The sequence below is a fragment of the Nocardioides sp. R-C-SC26 genome (assembly GCF_021246465.1).
GTDB lineage: Bacteria > Actinomycetota > Actinomycetes > Propionibacteriales > Nocardioidaceae > Nocardioides.
Map to the genome: position 1 here is coordinate 28,363 of NZ_JAHRHK010000013.1, position 17,935 is coordinate 46,297.

The window sequence follows — 17,935 nt, forward strand, 5'->3', positions numbered from 1 at the left end:
CCGGCCCTGCTCGCGCGGTGGAGGGCCCCCTCGTCGTGTGGCTGGATCCTCCACCTGGTTCGAGGCTCAGGCGTCGGGGCCCAGCTCGCCCATCCGCTCCTGGTGGCGCTCGGTGAGCCGGGTGAACATCCGCCCGAGGGCCGCGAGGTCCAGACCCGGGCGGTCCACGCCGCCGGTCAGCAGCGCCGTCAGCGCGTCGCGGTCCACGGCGCCGCGCGGCGCCTGCGTGAGCGCCTCCCCCATCAGCCGGCGCCCCCACAGCGCCAGGCGTCCGCCCTGCGCGGGGTCGGCGGCGATCACCGAACGCACGCGGTCGACGACCAGCGCCGCATGCCCGCCGTCGTCGTCGAGGGAGCTGAGCACCAGCTCGCCGGTGTCGGGGTCGAGGTAGGTGGCGATCTCGCGGTAGAAGTCGTTGGCGAGTCCATCGCCGACGTAGGCCTTCACCAGGCCCTCCACCCAGTCGGCCGGGGCGGTGTGACGGTGGAACTCGTCGATCGCAGCGCGGAAGGGCGCCATCGCGGCGAACGGGTCGGCGCCGAGCGCGCGCAGGTGGGTGTGCAGGGCCGCGACCTTGCCGAGCTCGACGCTCGCCATGGTCGCCAGGGCGAGCTTGTCCTCCAAGGTGGGCGCCAACTTGGAGTCGTCCGCGAGACGCTCGAAGGCGGAGATCTCGCCGTAGGAGATCACTCCCAGCAGGTCGACGACGGCGGCGCGGTACACGGGGTCCTCGAACGCCTCCGGCAGTGTGACGGACGTGGTCTCAGCCGGGGATGCGGGCATGCGCGCAGCCTATCGATACAGTGAGGTCATCCCGTGGCCGCGCAGGCCTGCCCAGCAGCTTGCCGACCGATCGCACCTCGATCGCCCGCATCCGCTCCGCACGACGTGTCGGCCACACCGCATGTGCGCGGTTGACGATCGGCGGAATGCGGCCTCCGGGCCGCCTGCCCGGGTCGACCGCAACGACTCGAAAGCAGACCGTTGACTACCGACACCACCACGGAGTCGGGCGCCCCGGCGTCCGACGACACCTCGACGTCCACGCCGGAGACGACCGGCACCACCTTCCGCGACCTCGGCGTCCACCCCAAGATCTGCGACGCGCTGGAGCGCTCCGGCATCGTGACGCCGTTCGCCATCCAGGAGATGACGCTCTCGGTCGCTCTCCTCGGCACCGACCTGATCGGCCAGGCACGAACGGGCACCGGCAAGACGCTGGCCTTCGGCATCCCGGTGCTGCAGCGCAGCGTCACCGTCGACGACCCGGCCTACGCCGACCTGCCGCAGGGCAAGCCGCAGGCGCTCATCGTCGCCCCGACCCGTGAGCTCGCGCTCCAGGTCTCCAGCGACCTCCAGTTCGCCGGCAAGGACCTCGGCACCCGCGTGCTCACCGTCTACGGCGGCGTCGGCTACGAACCGCAGCTCGAGGCGCTCGAGGCCGGTGTCGACATCGTCGTCGGCACGCCGGGCCGCCTGATCGACCTGGCGAACCGTCGTGCGCTCGATCTCTCCCACGTGCACGCGCTCGTCCTCGACGAGGCCGACGAGATGCTCGACCTCGGCTTCCTGCCCGACGTCGAGAAGCTGCTGCGCCTGACCCCCGACTCGCGCCAGACCATGCTGTTCTCGGCGACGATGCCTTCGGCGATCGTGGCGCTCGCTCGCACCCACATGCGCCACCCGATGAACATCCGCGCGGAGTCCTCCTACGAGAACGCCACCGTGCCGACCACGGCGCAGTTCATCTACCAGTGCCACGACCTCGACAAGCCGGAGATCATCGGTCGCCTGCTCCAGTCCGAGGACGCCGACAAGTTCGTCGTCTTCACCCGGACCAAGCGTCAGGCCCAGCGCGTCGCCGACGACCTCGTCGAACGTGGTTTCAAGGCCGGCCCGCTGCACGGTGACATGGCCCAGGTGGCGCGTGAGAAGACCCTGAACCGGTTCCGCGAGGACAAGCTCCAGGTGCTCGTCGCCACCGACGTCGCCGCCCGCGGCATCGACGTCACCGGCGTCTCGCACGTGGTCAACTACACCTGCCCCGAGGACGACAAGACCTACGTCCACCGCATCGGACGTACGGGCCGCGCGGGCCGTTCGGGTATCGCGATCACCTTCGTCGACTGGGCGGACCTGCATCGCTGGAAGATGATCAACAAGGCGCTCGACCTGCCCTTCGACGAGCCGCAGGAGACCTACTCCACCTCCGAGCACCTCTTCCACGACCAGGGCATCGCCCCCGGCACCCGCGGTCGGATCGCCGAGCCCAAGCCCGCAGAGTCCACCCGACCCCAGGGCCGCTCCGAGGGCGGGCGCTCCTCCGAGCCGCGTCAGCGTCCGGCGCGCAACCGCAGCCGCACCCGCACCCGCGGCGGCCAGGAGGTCGGCGGCGGCGCGTCGTCCGCCGGCGCATCCGCCGCTCCGGCCGACTCCGCGGCCACCGCGAGCGAGAAGCCGGGCGCTGCGGGCGAGGGCACGTCGTCCAGCGCCGCGCGTCGCCGACGCCGTCGTCGTGGTCCGGGCGGCGGTTCCGGCGCCGGATCGAGCGACGCCCCCGCCTCGTCCTGAACTGAGGCGTTGACCCGTCTCTACTTGAAGACGGGTCAACCCCGGTAGCCGTGTTGACCCGTCTCTACTTGAAGACGGGTCAACGCATCAGACGACGACGACCGTGGTGCCGATGGGCGCGAAGTCCCACATCGCCAGGGCGTCGACCGTCTTCTGACGGATACAGCCGTGGGACAGCGCCGTGCCCAGCTGACCCTTGGTCTGCAGCGGGACGCCGTCCTTGACCGGGATCGTGTGGAACCCGATCGCAGCGCCCGAGGGGCCCCTGGTGAACCGTACGAACCACTTCATGGTGCCGGAGTCGTCGATTCCGACGGCGTCCTCGGAGCGCGAGAACACCTGGTAGGTGCCGGGGTCCAGGTTGTCCAGGACGCTGCCGGAGACGCGGTAGGTGCGCGCGATCGACCCGTCGGCACGCACCAGCCACACCCGCTGACCGCCCTCGCTGAACACGACGCGTCGACCGGTTCCGGAGTCGTCCGGCACCGCCGGCGGCGTGTGCGCGCGTCCGGTGTCGTCGCGAGCGTCGGATCCGGTCGGGCCGACGTCGGCCGTCTCCGGGGCGATCGGCCCGGTCAGAGCCGCGACGTCGGTGAGGGCCGCCGTACCGGACGTCTCGCTGCTCACCCGCACGTCGTGGGACGACGAGGTGGCACCGTGGTCCTCGTCGGCGGCCGAGGGCAGCGCACCCACACCGCCGAGCACGCCGACGGCCGTCGTGAGCGCCGAGACCCCGAGCAGCCCCAGGCGCCCGTACCGCACCCGCGTGACCGGGTTGTGCTGGGCGCGATGGCGACTCATCGAGCGGTCCCGTCAGACCTGTCGGTCGCGCGAGGCTCGGGCCAGGAGGTTCCGGGCGACCTCGCGGTAGGCCTGGGCGCCCTTGCTGGACCGGCTCGTCGCGAGAATCGAACGACCGGCGGCCGGCGCCTCGGCGAACTTGATCGTCTTGGGGATCGGCGGCTCGACGACGTCGAGGTCGTAGGTCTCCGCGATCGTCTCGAGCACCGTCCGACTGTGCGTGGTGCGTCCGTCGTAGAGCGTGGGGAGCACGCCCCACACGGCCAGGTCGCGATTGGTGAACCGGCGGACGTCGTGCACCGTGTCGAGTAGTTGCCCCACACCTCGGTGCGACAGCGTCTCGCACTGCAACGGGATGAGGACACCGTCCGCGGCGGTGAGCGCCGCGACGGTGAGCACCCCGAGCGAGGGCGGGCAGTCGAGCAGGATCCAGTCGTAGGAGGCGTTGCGCTCGGCGAGGTCCTCCAGCATGCCGCGGAGCACGTGCTCGCGACCGGTCCGCGTCAACAGGTCCGCCTCGGCCCGCGCGAGCTCGATGGTGGCGGGCATCAGGGCGACGCCGTCCTCGGTCTCGATGACCACCTGGGTCGGGTCGATCCGCTGGGTCAGCACCTGATGCACCGAGATCTCCAGGTCCTCCGGGTCGATACCGAGGGAGAAGGTGAGACAGGCCTGCGGGTCCAGGTCGACCAGCAGCACCGACTGGCCGAGCTCGGCCAGGGCAGCACCGATCGACGCGACGCTGGTCGTCTTGGCGACGCCGCCCTTCTGGTTGGCGATCGCGAGGGTCGTGGTCATCGCGGCCATCATGCCGGACGGCGTGTGATCGCGCGGGGACGACCACCTCCGACGCGCCCGGATTTGGTTGGATACGACCCATGGCTTCCTCCTCATCGACCTCTCCGGCCTCCGACGGCGCCGCCGGCACCGCACTCGTCACCGGCGCGACGGCGGGCATCGGGCACGCGTTCGCCGAACACCTCGCCCGGCGCGGACACGACCTGGTGCTCATCGCCCGTGACGGCGCACGCCTCGACGACGTCGCCGAAGCGCTCCGCTCCGCCCACGGCGTCGAGGTCGAGACGATGACGGCCGACCTCGTCGTCCCGGCCCAGCTGGCAGCGGTCGAGGCGCGGCTGCGCGACGCGGATCGTCCCGTCGACCTCCTCGTCAACAACGCGGGTTTCGGACTCAAGCAGCGCTTCCTGGACAACGCGGTGGACGAGGAGCACGCGATGCTCGACGTCCTCGTCACCGCCGTGCTGCGACTCAGCCACGCCGCACTCGGCGGCATGGCCGAGCGCGGCCGTGGCGGCGTCATCAACGTCTCCAGCGTCGCCGCGTTCCTGCCACGCGGCAGCTACTCGGCCGCCAAGGCGTGGGTGAACTCGTTCAGCGAGTGGGCCGCCACCGAGTACCGGCCCCAGGGCGTGACGGTGATGGCGTTGTGCCCCGGGTTCACCAAGACCGAGTTCCACGAGCGGATGTCGGTCAAGCGCGGCGACAGCTTCATGTGGCTCGATGTCGACTTCCTGGTCACCAAGGCGCTGGAGGACTTCGACAAGGGTCGCGTCTACTCGATTCCCGGGGTGCAGTACAAGACGATCGCGAGCCTGGCGAAGTTCGTGCCCAACCAGGCCCTGCAGCGGTTCCAGTCGATGGGCCGCAAGTAGGTCGCGCCTCGGACGCGACCTCACCACGCCGGGGGCGGGCCGCCGAAGGGCAGCTCGACCAGATGCGGACCGGCCGCGGAGACGTCACGCAGGATCCAGTCGTCGCGGAGCAGCAGCATCGCCGACGCCGGGCGCACCACCAGCCACAGCCAGCGGCCGAAGGCCTCCCCCACCACCACGGACCGGTCCCACTCCCCCGGCGCCGCGCTGGTCGAGACCGACCACATCGGCACGGTCTGATGACCGATGCGCACCCGGACGACGGGCGGGTGGTCGGCGACCTCGGCGCCCGGGTCGTCGTGCACGGTGCCTGCCACCCGCGAGCCCAGCCCGGCTCCGGCCTCCTCGGCGACCACGAGGAGCTCGACCGGACCGTCGAGCAGGCTGGTGCCCGCACAGGCCGTGACGCTCGCCCGGACGCGCCCGCCCTCGGCCATCACCGCGAAGTCGGTCACCCGCCAGTCCGATCCCAGCGGCCACGGCAGGTAGGTGGGGAAGTCTCCGGCGCGCGCCAGGTGATGGGCGAACACCTCGTAGCTCGACTCGCGCGGCCGCCACAGCGGTACGACGACCCCGTGCAGCGCACATGCCCAGGAGTCCGGCTCCTCGGCGACCTCACCGCCGCAACGGGGGCACTCGGCGCGCATGGGAGAACGCTCGCCGCCCGCCCCGCGAGGCGTCAAGACGCCTTTCGGCGCCGACCCGCCCGGGCAGCGGATCCGCGACGCGGCTCAGCGTGGAATCAGGCTCAGTCCTCGGCGAGCACCACGATGCGGTCGTCGGGGCCGAAGACGATCCGATCGGACTTCGCGGGATTCACCACGACGTCGTGCCCCTGCTTGTAGCCCAGCGCGGTCTCGTTGCGGCGCAGCGCTCCGGCGACGACCGTGGCATAACTGCGCTCGCCCGGCTGGACGTACCACTCGACCGGGCGCAGGTAGATCTCGCTGCCCTCGTCACCGAGCAACTGGTCGAACACCGCCTCGAGGCGCCGGTCCTCCGACATCTGGGTCACCAGCAGGCTGACGATCTCGCCGCTGACGACGACGTCGTCGACGTGGGCGACCTCGGCCAGCACACGGTTGCGGTCGTCGAGCATCTCGCTGACGACGGGCACCGAGACGCCGGCCGCGGCGAGGATGTCGCGCACGTGGAGCAGCGTGACCAGTGTGCGGGCGTCGGCGGCCTGGTGCTCGAGGTGCTCGGAGTAGCAGAGCACCATCACCTGGTCGAGGTCCTCGGTGAGCAGCGCGGAGAGCGTGGCCCGGTCGGTGGTCGGGCCGACGACGACGCGCACGTCGAGGTTGCGCAGCTGCGGCAGCACGACCTCACCGAACGTGGTGACGACGGTGAGGGTCGACCCGGGCGGCGCGTACTTGTCGAGCTCGCGGAGCACGATCGGTCCGCGAGCGTCCCACCCGATCACGAGCGCCTGCGTCGGTTGCGGAGCGGTGTCGGCCACCACTCCGAGGGCGTCGAGATCGCCGGCCACGCGGGCCGGCGTCAGGCTCGCGAGCTCGTCGTCGTCGGCCGCCACGACGACCAGCGACGCGTCGCCGAGGACCGTCTCCGGCGGTGGGTTGAGGGTCGGCGCACCGTCGCGCACGAGCCCGATCACCGAGGCCGACTCGAACGCGGCAACGGCCTCGCCGTAGGTCCTGGCGCCGAGCCCGTGCTCGTCCAGGAAGTAGATCTCGTCGCCGTCGTAGTCGAAGAGCTCGGTATAGACGGCGGCGGCGCCGGACTGCCGCGAGGTCTGCACGAGAAGCTTGGCCACGGTCTCTCGGATGTCGAGCAGGACGACCCGGTTGCGACCGATCAGCCGGGCGACCTCCAGATTGCTCGGGTTGCGGATCTCCGCGACGATGCCCGGCCCGGCATCGCCGTCGTGCGTCAGGGCGAGCAGGGTCTTGATGACCTCGCTGTCGGGGTCGTCGGAGGCATCGGGGGCCAGCAGGATCACCGAGCGAGCACTGGCGTGACTGCTCAACGCGAGGTCGTCGACGTCCATCGGCGAGCCGGAGCGGCAGACGACCCGCGTTCCGCGCAGGTCCGGCACCTTCGCGCGGATCGCCTCCTCCATCTCGACCTTGTCGCGGTCCGCCAGCACCACGATGACCGGTCGCTTGCGGCTCTCGTTGGCGATCGAGAGCTCGGAGAGGATCGTGAAGATCGACTCGGACCATCCGAGGATCACGGTGTGCTCGGTCTCGAGCACGATCGAGCGACCGCGCTGGAGCTCGGCGATCTTGGCGTCGATCCCCGCAGCGATGACGCCGATGAGAGCACTGACGATGAACAGGCCGCCGATGGTCAGCGCGAGCATCGTGATGATGAAGCGCCACGGAGTTCCGGTGTCGCCGGCGACGGTGCCCGGGTCCAGCGCGTGCAGGAGCGCCTGGAAGACCTCGTCGGCGAAGCCGTTGTCCGAGTCGCCCCGCAGGCCGAGAACGAGGGTGAGCACGGCGAAGAACGTGATGAGCACGACCGTGGCGACGGTCAGCCACGCGATGAGCGCCGGCGTCCCCTTCGCCATGGAGTTGTCGAAGGCGTAGCGCAGTCGAGCGCGCCACGCGATCTCGCTGCGATCCTTGCCGCCCGAGCTCTCGCTCTGACGTGCGCTCAGCGCCTGCGTCGTGCGCCGACGCATCTGTAATCCGGTCCGTGCCACAAAGGACCATGGTGGCAGAGCCCGACGACCGCGATCGGCAGATCCGTGGAAACGTGCGGAGAAGCCGCTGTCCCGTCTGGACCGGCTGCGCAACGGGTCGGCGGCGTGGTCCTGCCGACCCGGGCGGTCACCGCGGGATCAGGGCCCAGTAATCGAGGTCCAACAGCACACCGTCGGCGTACTTGCCGTCCTCGTCGCGCAGCGTCATCGACTCGTCGCGCCCGCGGGTGGCGACGAGCCGCAGGCGGAGTGCGCCCACCCCGGGCGCGCGGTCGGACAGGTCGACGACGTCGAGCACCTCCGACCAGGCGTACACGGTGTCGCCCGCGAACGCCGGGGCGGTGTGAGCTCCACCGTTGACGGCTGCGATCAACTGAGCGTTCGCGAGGCCGTTGAACGAGAGCGCCCGCGCCATCGAGATCACGTGGCCGCCGTAGATCAGACGACGCCCGTCGGGGCGGGCCTCGGTGTTGAAGTGCACCTTGGCGGTGTTCTGCCACAGTCGCGTGGCCATCATGTGCTCGGCGTCGGTGAGCGTGACGCCGTCCACGTGGTCGATGCGCTCCCCCGCCCTGTAGTCGCCGAGCCGATGCGCCTCGCCGGCGGCAGCGGTGTCGTAGGCGCTGAAGTCCAGCCCGGTCGGCAGCACGAGGTCCGCCGGAGCCACGACGTCGGCCAGCTGCGGCACCACGGGCTCCGGGGCCGGAGCGTCGGCGTCGCGCTTGTGCACCATCACCCACCGCGCCCACTCCAGCGCGACATCGCCGTGCTGGTCGGTGGCGGTGGAGCGCACGTAGACGACCCCCGACCTGCCGTTGGAGTTCTGCTTCAGTCCGATGACCTCGGAGGAGGTGCGGAGCGTGTCGCCGGGCACGATCGGCCGGTGGAAGCGGCACTCGGCGTAGCCCAGATTCGCCACGGCGTTCAGCGAGATGTCCGGCACGGTCTTGCCGAACGCGACGTGGAACGCGATCAGCTCCTCCACCGGTGCCCCGGGGAGGCCGACCGCGGCGGCGAACTCGGCGGAGGACGGCACCGCGAAGCGCGTCGGGTAGAGCGCACCGTAGAGCGCGCGGTCGCCGTCGGTGATCGTGCGCGGCGTCGCGTGCTCGATGACCTGGCCGACGGTGAAGTCCTCGAAGAAGTTGCCCGGGTTGGTCTTGCTCACGAGGCCCGATCCTCTCAGAGGGTCGGGCTGCACACAGCGACGCCCTCGCCCGCGCGCACGGGCGCTGCGGGCGAGGGCGTGACGCGCGGTCAGTCGAGCTCGTACCAGGACGGGAGGGTGTGGGCCATCTTGTAGAGCTCGCGCGGGCTGTAGCTCACCGGTGCCACGCGACGACGAGCATCGAAGTCGCCCTCGTCGAGCGTCTGGGCGGGCGTGCGCGTGTGGGAGTACGGCGAGGCGTACAGCTTGTCGATCCAGCGCTGGTAGTTGAACACCATGCCGCCGACCTTGCTCATCCGCACCAGCATCTCGTCGGAGCGGGCCGCGCGGGCGCTCCAGTTCGGCGAACCCGTGATGATCACCTTGCCGCGCCGGTCGCCGTCGAAGTTGCCGGCGATCGCGACGTTCTTCATGTGCAGGTAGCGCTCGGCCACGCCGTCGAAGTTGGCATCGACCTCGAGACGTCGGATCGGCACCGGTCCACGGCCGCGAGGCGCCTTGAGGATCCGGTTGACGGACCGGCCCGCCAGCGTGGTGATGATCTTGATGTCGCAGCCCTGCTCCCACAGCGTGCGCACCCGGCGCGCGATGTCGGCGCCGAACTCGTCGAACCAGCCGGCGATGGCGATCCGGATCCGGGTGCGCTGACGTGGCATGCCCTTCGCCCCGGTGCACCTGACCAGCTTGAGCTCCTCGAGCACCGGGTTACGGCCGTTGGTCGGGAACAGGTAGGCGCGGTACTTGCCCAGGTCCACGCGCTGGAAGACCTTCTTGGCGGGCTTGTCGGCGGCATATTCGTTGAACATGCCGACGAAGTAGTTGTACAGCGGGGTGTCGAACGTGGTGACCATGTCGTTCCACTGACGGTTGCCGGCCGGAGCGGTCAGGTTCGAGGAGCCGAACATGCTGATGTGCTTGGTCGAGCGCACCCTGCTGAAGAGGAACACCTTGGAGTGCATGATCTTGGAGCGGCTGCGGCACGCGCCCTTGCACTTGCGCGCGAAGCTCTCGTCGTTGCGACGCAGGTTCAGTTGTTTGGCGAGCGCGGTGTAGTTGGCGTTCTCGACGCTCCCGGCCACGATCACCTGCACGTGGACGCCCCGCTTGTCGGCGTTGATCAGCGCCTCGCGCGTCGGACCGTCGTCGAAGTTCCACACGGCGATGCGGATGTACTGACCTTTGCCGGTGTTGCGGATGGTCTTGATCACGCGTCGCAGGATGTTGCGGCTGTCAGCGGAGTAGGGGTCGCTGAAGAGCACGCCACCCGGCGGCGTCCAGCCGCTCGATGCCTGCGCGGCCGCCGCGCCGGGCGCGACTCCCTGCGGCGGGACGGTGGCCAGGGTGGCGACGACGGCGAGCACGACGGCTCCGACGGTCAACCGGACAGCACGCATGGAAGTCCCTTCAAGACATAGGCGAACGGGCAGACCTTACGGCCCCGAGAGGCTGGGCCCCTCATCGCACCCAGCGGGGACCCTAACCCGGCGGTGGCTCGGCGAACGGCACCGGGTCGCCGCCGCCCGCCTCAGCGGCGTGAACGCCTGCGGCCAGTCCCTGACGGGGATTCGTGTCCGCGTACAGCACGACCAGTTCCGCCAGTGCGGCCAGGGCGGAGGCCGCGACGTCGGCTCCGTCGACCTCGCCCACCCCGACGCCGGGCACGGGACGTGGAACGAGGTCGTCCAGATCGCCGACCACTCCGACACCGGCACGCTCCACCGCTGCTCGCAGACGCGTGGACTCCTGGTGCATCCACGGCATCGGGTCGACGCGCAGCGGCGACTCGGCCGCGCGTCGCGCCGCGAGCACGGTCTTGGCCACGACCCGCTTGCGTACGTAGGCCCCGGCGGGGTACGCCCGACCGCGGGCGTCGAGGTTCTCGTTGAGCTGACGCAGCGCCAGGGACGAGGCCAGTCCCAGCGACTCGTTGCGGCGATCCAGGTCCAGACCCGTCTCGATCGGCACGCCGCAGGCCCCGGCGAACCGCTCTTCGAGCACGCCCGACGGCGAGCCCGCCGGAGGCACCGTCACCACGGTGACGCCATCCGTGCCGGCGACGGCGCTCCAGTTGCGCACCACCCGAGCGAGCCCCTGGCGCCGCCAGAAGTGGGTGCCCGCGCCCGCGGAGCCGGCCTGGGAGCCCCGCTCCCCCGGCCTGGCGGCCTCAGCCGCGTCGAGGTACTCCTCCCACGTCCAGGAGTGACCGTTCTGGAGGCTCTCCTGCCACATCGAGGAGAGCGATCGGGCGAGGTCGCGCGCCGTGATCACCACGCGCAGCTCCGGGTGCCCCAGCTCGGCGAGCAGCCTCTCGATGGCCGGCCTCGGTGCGGGCCCGAGGAACTCCATCGACACCAGGACCGCGCCGGGATGAGCCAGGATCTGGCCGCGCAGACGCGCCCATCGCGGCCCCGGGCCACCCGGAGCGAGGAACTCCCGCACGCCCGCGGCCTGGTCGGCCCAGGTAGGCCCGGGAAAGAGCACGCCGCGCAGCGCGAGAGTGTCGCGCTGCGCGGCGAGCAATGCCTGCAGGTGGCTGGTGCCGGACTTCATCAGGCCGACGTGCAGCACCAGCTCACGCACCATCCGGTGGACCCGCCCGTCAGCCCTTGAGCGCGTAGTCCTTGAGCAGCGAGCGGCCGATGATCATCTTCTGGATGTCACTGGTGCCCTCGCCGATCAGCATGAACGCCGCCTCGCGGTAGAGGCGCTCGATCTCGTACTCCTTGGAGTAGCCGTAGCCGCCGTGGATCCGGAAGGACGCCTCGACCACCTCGTTGCAGTACTCGGAGGCGAGCATCTTGGCCATGCCGGCCTCGACGTCCATCCGTCGGCCGGAGTCCTTCAAGCGGGCAGCCTTGACCATCATCGTGTGGGCCGTCTCGACCTTGGTCGCCATCTCGGCAAGGCGGAAGAGCACCGCCTGGTGCTCGGCGATCGGCTTGCCGAACGTCTCGCGCTGCTGGGCATAGGCGGCACCGAGCTCGAACGCGCGGTTGGCGATGCCGCAGGCGCGCGCAGCGACGTTCACCCGACCGACCTCGACGCCGTCCATCATCTGGTAGAAGCCCTTGCCCGGCTCACCCCCGAGGATCTGCTCTGCCGAGATCTGGTGGTTGTCGAACACCGCCTCCGTGGTGTCGACGCCCTTGTAACCCATCTTGTCGATCTTGCCGGGGATGGTGAGGCCGGGCGCGGTCTCACCGAAGCCGGCCTCCTTCTCCACCAGGAACGTCGTCATGTTCTTGTAGACCGAGTCGGCACCCTCGTCGGTCTTGACCAGGACGGCGACCAGCGTCGAGGAACCGCCGTTGGTCAGCCACATCTTCTGGCCGTTGATCGTGTAGCCGCCGTCGTCGTTCTTGGTGGCCTTGGTCTTGATGGCGCTCACGTCGGAACCCAGACCGGGCTCGGACATCGAGAACGCACCGCGCACCTCGCCGGTGGCCATCCGCGGCAGGTAGGTGCGCTTCTGCTCCTCGGTGCCGTGCTGCATCAGCATGTAGGCGACGATGAAGTGGGTGTTGATCACGCCGGAGACGCTCATCCAGCCGCGCGCGATCTCCTCCACGCACAGGGCGTAGGTCAACAGGGACTCCCCGAGGCCGTCGTACTCCTCGGGGATCATCAGACCGAAGATCCCGAGCTCCTTGAGGCCGTCGACGATCTCCTGCGGGTACTCGTCCGCGTGCTCGAGCTCGGTGGCGACCGGGATGATCCGCTCCTCGACGAAGGTACGGACAGCCTTGAGGATCTCGGTCTGGTCCTCGGTCAGTCCGTCGGTCTGGCACAGGCGGCCCATGGGCTAGCTCCTTGTTGGCGAGATGTCGGCACGATGCGGCGAGCGGGCGGCCCGCGATCACAGCAATGTTACCCACCGGTAGCACCGCCTGTCGCGCGGTCGACACGACGTCGGCCGTCCGAAGGACATGATCTACGCCACCCTGCTCTCCGCGCCACCGCCCCCCGACGGCCGCAGCGGGCGCGTGCCCGGGGCGCGGTCAGCCTCGGCAGGGCGGGCAGGACACGCGCAGCCCCGGAACCTCTACAGTGCGCGTGTGTCCGCCCACGTTCTCGTCATCGTTCCGGCATGGAACGAGCAGGACGCGCTCCCCGGAACGATCGCCGACATCCGTGAGGTGCGTCCCGACGTCGACCTCCTCGTCGTCGACGACGGCTCGAGCGATCGCACGGCCGCCGTCGCGCGCGCAGCCGGTGCCGAGGTCTGCCGCCTCCCCTTCAACCTCGGCGTCGGGGGCGCGATGCGGGCGGGGTACCGGTACGCGCTGGCGCGGGGCTACGACGTCGCGGTGCAGATCGACGCCGACGGCCAGCACGACCCGCGCTACCTGGCCGCTCTCGAAGCGGCGCTGCGCCGGCCCGGCGGTACGGGTGGGGCCGACCTGGTCATCGGGGCGCGATTCGCCGGCGAAGGCGAGCCCTACCGGGTCAGCCTGGCTCGCGGGTTGGCGATGCGTGTCCTGGCCCGCACCCTCTCGCGGATGGCGAGGACGCGTCTGACCGACGTGACGAGCGGGTTCCGGGTCGCCACCCGCCGCGCCCTCGCGCTCTTCGCGGCCCACTACCCCGCCGAGTATCTCGGCGACACCGTGGAGTCCACGGTGATCGCGATCCGGGCCGGTTGCGAAGTCGCCCAGGTGCCGGTGCAGATGCGCTCGCGGCAGGCCGGGACGGCGAGCCAGACACCCGTCAAGGCCGCGCTGTACCTCGCGCGCGCCGTCGTCGCGCTGACGCTGGCGCTGGTGCGCCGCTGGCCCGCCGTCGACCTCGATGACACCCCCACGGCTCTCCCGGGGAGTCGGTCGTGAAGTCGACACTCATCCTCGGCATCGCCGGATCGGCGACCGTCATCGTCGCCCTCTTCGAGATGATGCGGCGCCATCGACTGCGCGAGAAGTACGCGGTGCTGTGGTTCATGGTCGCTCTCGGCGTGCTCGCCCTGGCGATCTTCCCCGGGCTGCTCACCGGTGTCGCGGACATCGCGGGCGTCGAGGTTCCGGTCAACCTGCTGTTCTTCCTCGCCAGCCTGGTGCTGCTGATGCTCACCCTCCAGCACAGCTACGAGCTGGGACGTCTGGAGGAGAAGACCCGGGTGCTGGCCGAGGAGATCGCCTTGCTGCGTCTGGATCTGGAACGGCGCACGGTCGAGCCAGAGCGGCGGCCGCGACCCGACGTCGAGCCCCCGTCGAACCCCTGATCCCGACCCACCCGCAGCGTGCTCGACCGGTCAGCCCAGGTCCGGCGCGCGGTGCTCCCCGAAGAGGACATCGGCCGAGACCAGCGGGTGGTCGCTGATCGAGCCGAGGAAGCCGCGGTCGATGTACTGGCTGAGGAACTGCACACCCAAGGTGCCGAAGATCCAGTCCACCGGACCGTGGCGCGGCACCGAGCACGCCGGGCCGACGCTGCCGCCGGCAGAGGAGGCCAGGAGCCCACCGGCCGTGAGGCCGCAGAAGGCGGTGTCGCGCTCGTTGAAGTCGCCGGCCAGGATGACCGGGATGTCCGGGTAGGTGTCGAGGTGCTGGGCGATCCAGTCGAGCTCGATGCCGCGCGCCAACTCGCGCGCACCCTGCTGATTGCCGGCGCGAGCGGTCGAGGCCGGATTGTGGATACCGATGACTCCGACGATCGCACCGGTGGTCAGGTGCTGCAGGTAGACCACCGGCATGTGCAGCCGGGTCGACCACGGCACGGTGAACTCATCGCTGGCGATCAACTTCCAGGTGTCGACGCGCCAGGCGACGGCGTTGCCGTTGGAGTTCCCGTCGCGGAAGACGTTGTTCGGGGTCGCGCGGTGCAGGCCCCAGTCGCCGTCGGCGAGGACGACACTGGCCTGAGGGCTCTCGAACTCGTTGAGGACGACGATCGAGACTCCGGCCGCCTCCAACCTCGCCAGCCCGTTGGCCACGCGGGTGGTGCCGGGCGCCCATCCGCGCTTGCTGCCACCGGGCACGGTCAGATGGTGGCCGAGCACGTTGTAGGAGGCGACCCGGAACCGAGTCTCTGGAACCATCGGACGTTCGGGCTCCGGGGTGGGCAGCTGCGACGTCAGCCAGCGCAGCGGGTCCACCATGACGAGCGCACCGTCCACGCGCGTGCGCACGGCGAGGCCCAGCGCGCACTGGTCGACGTCGCCCAGGTCGCCGACCTCCGCGAGCTGCTGGCCCACCAGCACGGTGGCACCGTTCGCGACCGTCGGGTTCTGCACGTGGGCGTAGTCGATGACGACGTCGCCGGAACCGTTGCGCACCCGGATGAGCCAGGGGCCTGCGGCAAGGTCGTCGTGGATCACCTCGACCGTGCCTGCCGCCGCGGCGAGCACCGGGGTGCCGCACGAGGCCACGAAGCGTGTCTCCTGACCGTCGGGCACCACGATCTCGGCTGGACGCCGCGCTGCCGTGGCGCCCCGCTCGGCACCGCCGCGACCCCGGCCGGGGCCTGCGGCCTTCCCTGCACCCTTGCCGGAGGTGGTCGCGGTGGCCGATGGCTCCGGCGTCGCGCCGGGGGCGCTGCCGGCCTGCTCGACCTCGTAGGAGGAGCCGGCCGGGAGCGGCAGGGCGCTGGTGTCCGCCGCCGAGGCTCGGCACGCCTTCGGTGCGCGACCACCCACCGAGACCACGCGCTCTGCGGAGCCGTCCAACTGCTGCGCGAAGGAGCCGAGCAGGTTGACTGCGCGCTGCCAGTGCGGTTCATAGGCGAACGGGTCGGGCGTGCGGAGCACACGATGGATCACGATCGTGGGCGGCAGGGTGCGCCAGCGGTCGAGCTTGGCCAGCCGCTTGAGGAAATCGCGGCCCTGGGCGGCACCGGCGATCTCGCCGCTGAGGACGGCGGTGACGGCCAGCGCCTGCGCACGAGCGACCATGCCGCGCTCGTAGGCGATCCGGGCGACCGCCCGAGCCTTCTTCTCCACCCCCGAGTCACGGCCGCGTCGCGGTCGCTCGGCGATCCGGAGGCCGGGGGCCAGCGCCGGGCTGGCGCACGCCGTGAGCTTGGCGTCGACGGGGCTTACGCGCTCGGGCTTGCCGCGTCCGTCGCGGGCCGTCGCGTCGGTTGTCAGCGCGGCGGCCAGGAGGCAGGCGAGCACCACCATCGTCAACGCGACGACGGTCGCCCGCAGTGCTGGAGCGCCGGGGCGCGGGACCGCGAGTGGATCCCGGGAGATCTCGCTCATCCGAACATCGACTCCCGCCCCGGGAAGACGACGCGGTTGGCCAGCCACTCACCGGCGCTGGACTTCCAGGACAGGTCGACGCCGTACCGGCCCGCGGAGGTCTCGAAGTAGACCGTCGCGGTCGTCCCGGCGGCACTCATCCGGACGTCGGAGGTGGCGAGGTCACCGAGCACCGGCACCTTCTGGGGATCGGTGTAGGCGTAGGCCTGCCGTCCACCCGGCGTCAGCATCGGGCTCAGAGCGTCCCACCAGTCGCGGTAGCCGCGTGCCGGTTGCGACCAAGCGCCGAGCACGCGCGTGGCGGCGTCGACGGCGAGCTCCTCCGAACCGCGCGAGCCGGCGTTCACCACCGTCTCGCGCTGGCGCCCGGAGTCGCCGCCGACCGACGTCGCGACCAGGACGACACCGACCAGCATCAGCACGACGACAAGTGCGATCGCGGTGGTGTCGGCCCCCAGCGTGACGATGCGCGGTCGATGCTCCTTGCGCAGCTTCCGGGTGCCACCGGTTCCGCGGGTACCAGCGCGTGGAAGCGGCGCCCGCGTGCCCGCCTCGGCCGGCGTCCTCGCCGACCGCTTCGGCGCGGCCCGTCGTCCGCTCACGAGACCCTCCCGGCGCGGGTGCCACGCTCGCCTCGGAGCCGACGCATCGCGCCCACCTGGCGCGGCACGGCCGCGGAGGCGCCGCCGCGCGCGACGGCCAGCTCGGCACGCAGCCGCTCGATCTCCACCAGCAGTTCGGCGCTGGCGTCGAGTGCCACCTCGAGCATGTCGTCGGTGGAGACGGACCCGCGCTCGGCGCGGGCCTGTGCGTCCGGTCGCAGGGGCAGGAGCTCGGTGAGGTCGCCCGCCACGGGGTGACCCGCCGCCTCGATCGTCTCGACCCAGGCCGTGGCCAGGGCCATCACGTCGTCGTGGCGCCCCGGCGGCAGGGTGACCTTCGTGCCGGCCTGGCCGCGCAGGATCGTGCCCGCGTAGAGCCGCTTGACGAGGTCTCCGTAGGCGCGTTCGTTGCCGCGGCGCACGAATCGACGGTTGACCCGGCGCAGCACCTCGGTCTGGGCCCAGCCCAGCGACGAGTTCACCTCGCTGTCGGGGATCACCACGGGGGCGTCCGCGACACCGAGCACCCGAGCGAAGCGCAGCCACAGCTCGTCTCGCGGCGCGCCCGATCGCGGGTTGACGACCACGGAGACGCGTTCGGGGCCCAGCACCGCCGACCACCGGTGCAGGACTCGCACCGGGTCCTGGGCGTTCCAGAACCGCTCGCGGGCGTCCGCGCGACCGGGACCCTGCGGATCCTCGTCCAGCACCGAGTCCAAGAACTTGGGGAAGGAGTGGCGACGGCCGTGCTTGATGCCCTCCTGCCACTCGGCAGGGATCTGCCGGGCAGGGTCGCGCACGGTCACCACCACCTCGACGTCCACGCCGGGTAGATCGTCCAGGATCGCCTCGATCTGACCCAGGTCGGCCAGGCAGAGCGTCTCGCTGCTGATCAGGGTGGTCGTGCGGTGGGAGACGACTTCGCGGGCCAGACGCTCCCAGGCGCGCTGTCCGGCGTCGGGGTCACGCCCCCAGGACGACGAGCGACCGGTGACGGCGAGGACGGCTTGGAAGACCTCCTCCTTGCCGAGCGTGGGCTGACGCACTCCGTGCTCGGCCAGGAGGTCCGCGTTGTCGCGGCACAGGTTCTGCAGGAACGAGGTGCCGGTCTTGGGCAGACCGACGTGCAGCACCGCACGTGGTGCGCTCACTCGCCTCACTCCACTTCTCGTCCCCCGGCGACACGACGCGACGATCGCGTCCATCCCACGCTGAGCTCGGACATCGCGACGTCGTCCGGGCCCGCCGTCATGGTAC

At 70.9% G+C, this 17,935-nt stretch carries 16 protein-coding genes; 4 read left to right on the forward strand and 12 right to left on the reverse strand.

Annotation, left to right across the window (positions count from 1 at the left end):
• Positions 1–66 precede the first annotated feature (66 nt).
• Positions 67–783 carry a ferritin-like fold-containing protein gene (locus KSO97_RS12620; protein WP_232679402.1) on the reverse strand — a complete coding sequence of 239 codons (717 nt, stop codon included), beginning with the start codon at positions 781–783 and terminating at the stop codon, positions 67–69.
• 201 nt (positions 784–984) lie between these two features.
• Between KSO97_RS12620 and KSO97_RS12625 the strand changes: the two genes are divergently transcribed.
• Complete coding sequence (locus KSO97_RS12625) at positions 985–2,571, forward strand: DEAD/DEAH box helicase (RefSeq protein ID WP_374198508.1); 1,587 nt, start codon at positions 985–987, stop codon at positions 2,569–2,571.
• A gap of 87 nt (positions 2,572–2,658) precedes the next feature.
• Here KSO97_RS12625 and KSO97_RS12630 read toward each other — a convergent pair whose 3' ends face one another.
• Together KSO97_RS12630 and KSO97_RS12635 are read right to left on the reverse strand one after the other, a co-directional pair.
• Positions 2,659–3,372 (reverse strand): L,D-transpeptidase, encoded by a 714-nt coding sequence (locus tag KSO97_RS12630; RefSeq protein ID WP_232679404.1) that lies wholly within the window; start codon positions 3,370–3,372, stop codon positions 2,659–2,661.
• A 12-nt stretch (positions 3,373–3,384) separates the two neighbouring features.
• Positions 3,385–4,170 carry a ParA family protein gene (locus tag KSO97_RS12635; protein ID WP_232679407.1) on the reverse strand — a complete coding sequence of 262 codons (786 nt, stop codon included), beginning with the start codon at positions 4,168–4,170 and terminating at the stop codon, positions 3,385–3,387.
• Positions 4,171–4,250: 80 nt separating this feature from the next.
• Here KSO97_RS12635 and KSO97_RS12640 point away from each other — a divergent pair, with 80 nt between their 5' ends.
• On the forward strand, positions 4,251–5,045 hold the full coding sequence (locus KSO97_RS12640; RefSeq protein ID WP_232679409.1) for an SDR family oxidoreductase: 795 nt from the start codon (positions 4,251–4,253) through the stop codon (positions 5,043–5,045).
• Between the two features lie 20 nt (positions 5,046–5,065).
• Here the strand turns inward: KSO97_RS12640 and KSO97_RS12645 are convergent, their stop codons facing one another.
• The 6 genes from KSO97_RS12645 to KSO97_RS12670 form a co-directional block, all read right to left on the reverse strand.
• A complete protein-coding gene (locus tag KSO97_RS12645) occupies positions 5,066–5,692 on the reverse strand; it encodes a DUF6758 family protein (RefSeq protein ID WP_232679411.1) in 627 nt (208 codons plus the stop codon).
• A 101-nt stretch (positions 5,693–5,793) separates the two neighbouring features.
• Positions 5,794–7,695, reverse strand: coding sequence for an NAD-binding protein (locus tag KSO97_RS12650; RefSeq protein WP_232679413.1), 1,902 nt, complete (start codon positions 7,693–7,695; stop codon positions 5,794–5,796).
• 148 nt (positions 7,696–7,843) lie between these two features.
• Positions 7,844–8,884 carry a MaoC family dehydratase gene (locus KSO97_RS12655; RefSeq protein WP_232679415.1) on the reverse strand — a complete coding sequence of 347 codons (1,041 nt, stop codon included), beginning with the start codon at positions 8,882–8,884 and terminating at the stop codon, positions 7,844–7,846.
• Between the two features lie 89 nt (positions 8,885–8,973).
• Positions 8,974–10,278: a phospholipase D-like domain-containing protein gene (locus KSO97_RS12660; RefSeq protein WP_232679417.1), complete on the reverse strand. Its 1,305-nt coding sequence runs from the start codon at positions 10,276–10,278 to the stop codon at positions 8,974–8,976.
• 82 nt (positions 10,279–10,360) lie between these two features.
• Positions 10,361–11,467 (reverse strand): hypothetical protein, encoded by a 1,107-nt coding sequence (locus tag KSO97_RS12665; protein ID WP_232679419.1) that lies wholly within the window; start codon positions 11,465–11,467, stop codon positions 10,361–10,363.
• Positions 11,468–11,483: 16 nt separating this feature from the next.
• Positions 11,484–12,683 (reverse strand): acyl-CoA dehydrogenase family protein, encoded by a 1,200-nt coding sequence (locus KSO97_RS12670; protein ID WP_232679421.1) that lies wholly within the window; start codon positions 12,681–12,683, stop codon positions 11,484–11,486.
• A 256-nt stretch (positions 12,684–12,939) separates the two neighbouring features.
• Here KSO97_RS12670 and KSO97_RS12675 point away from each other — a divergent pair, with 256 nt between their 5' ends.
• Together KSO97_RS12675 and KSO97_RS12680 are read left to right on the forward strand one after the other, a co-directional pair.
• On the forward strand, positions 12,940–13,710 hold the full coding sequence (locus tag KSO97_RS12675) for a glycosyltransferase family 2 protein (protein WP_232679423.1): 771 nt from the start codon (positions 12,940–12,942) through the stop codon (positions 13,708–13,710).
• On the forward strand, positions 13,707–14,099 hold the full coding sequence (locus tag KSO97_RS12680) for a DUF2304 domain-containing protein (protein WP_232679425.1): 393 nt from the start codon (positions 13,707–13,709) through the stop codon (positions 14,097–14,099). Before KSO97_RS12675 ends, KSO97_RS12680 begins: the two co-directional genes overlap by 4 nt.
• A 30-nt stretch (positions 14,100–14,129) precedes the next feature.
• Here KSO97_RS12680 and KSO97_RS12685 read toward each other — a convergent pair whose 3' ends face one another.
• From KSO97_RS12685 to KSO97_RS12695, 3 genes are read right to left on the reverse strand one after another with little or no spacing between them, the layout of a single operon-like run.
• A complete protein-coding gene (locus tag KSO97_RS12685) occupies positions 14,130–16,076 on the reverse strand; it encodes a peptidoglycan DD-metalloendopeptidase family protein (protein ID WP_232679427.1) in 1,947 nt (648 codons plus the stop codon).
• A complete protein-coding gene (locus KSO97_RS12690; protein ID WP_232679429.1) occupies positions 16,073–16,678 on the reverse strand; it encodes a hypothetical protein in 606 nt (201 codons plus the stop codon). The genes KSO97_RS12685 and KSO97_RS12690 overlap by 4 nt, the downstream gene beginning before the upstream one ends.
• The gene (locus tag KSO97_RS12695) at positions 16,675–17,829 is read right to left on the reverse strand and encodes a hypothetical protein (RefSeq protein WP_232679431.1); all 1,155 of its coding nucleotides are present in this window, start codon (positions 17,827–17,829) and stop codon (positions 16,675–16,677) included. The genes KSO97_RS12690 and KSO97_RS12695 overlap by 4 nt, the downstream gene beginning before the upstream one ends.
• Positions 17,830–17,935 lie beyond the last annotated feature (106 nt).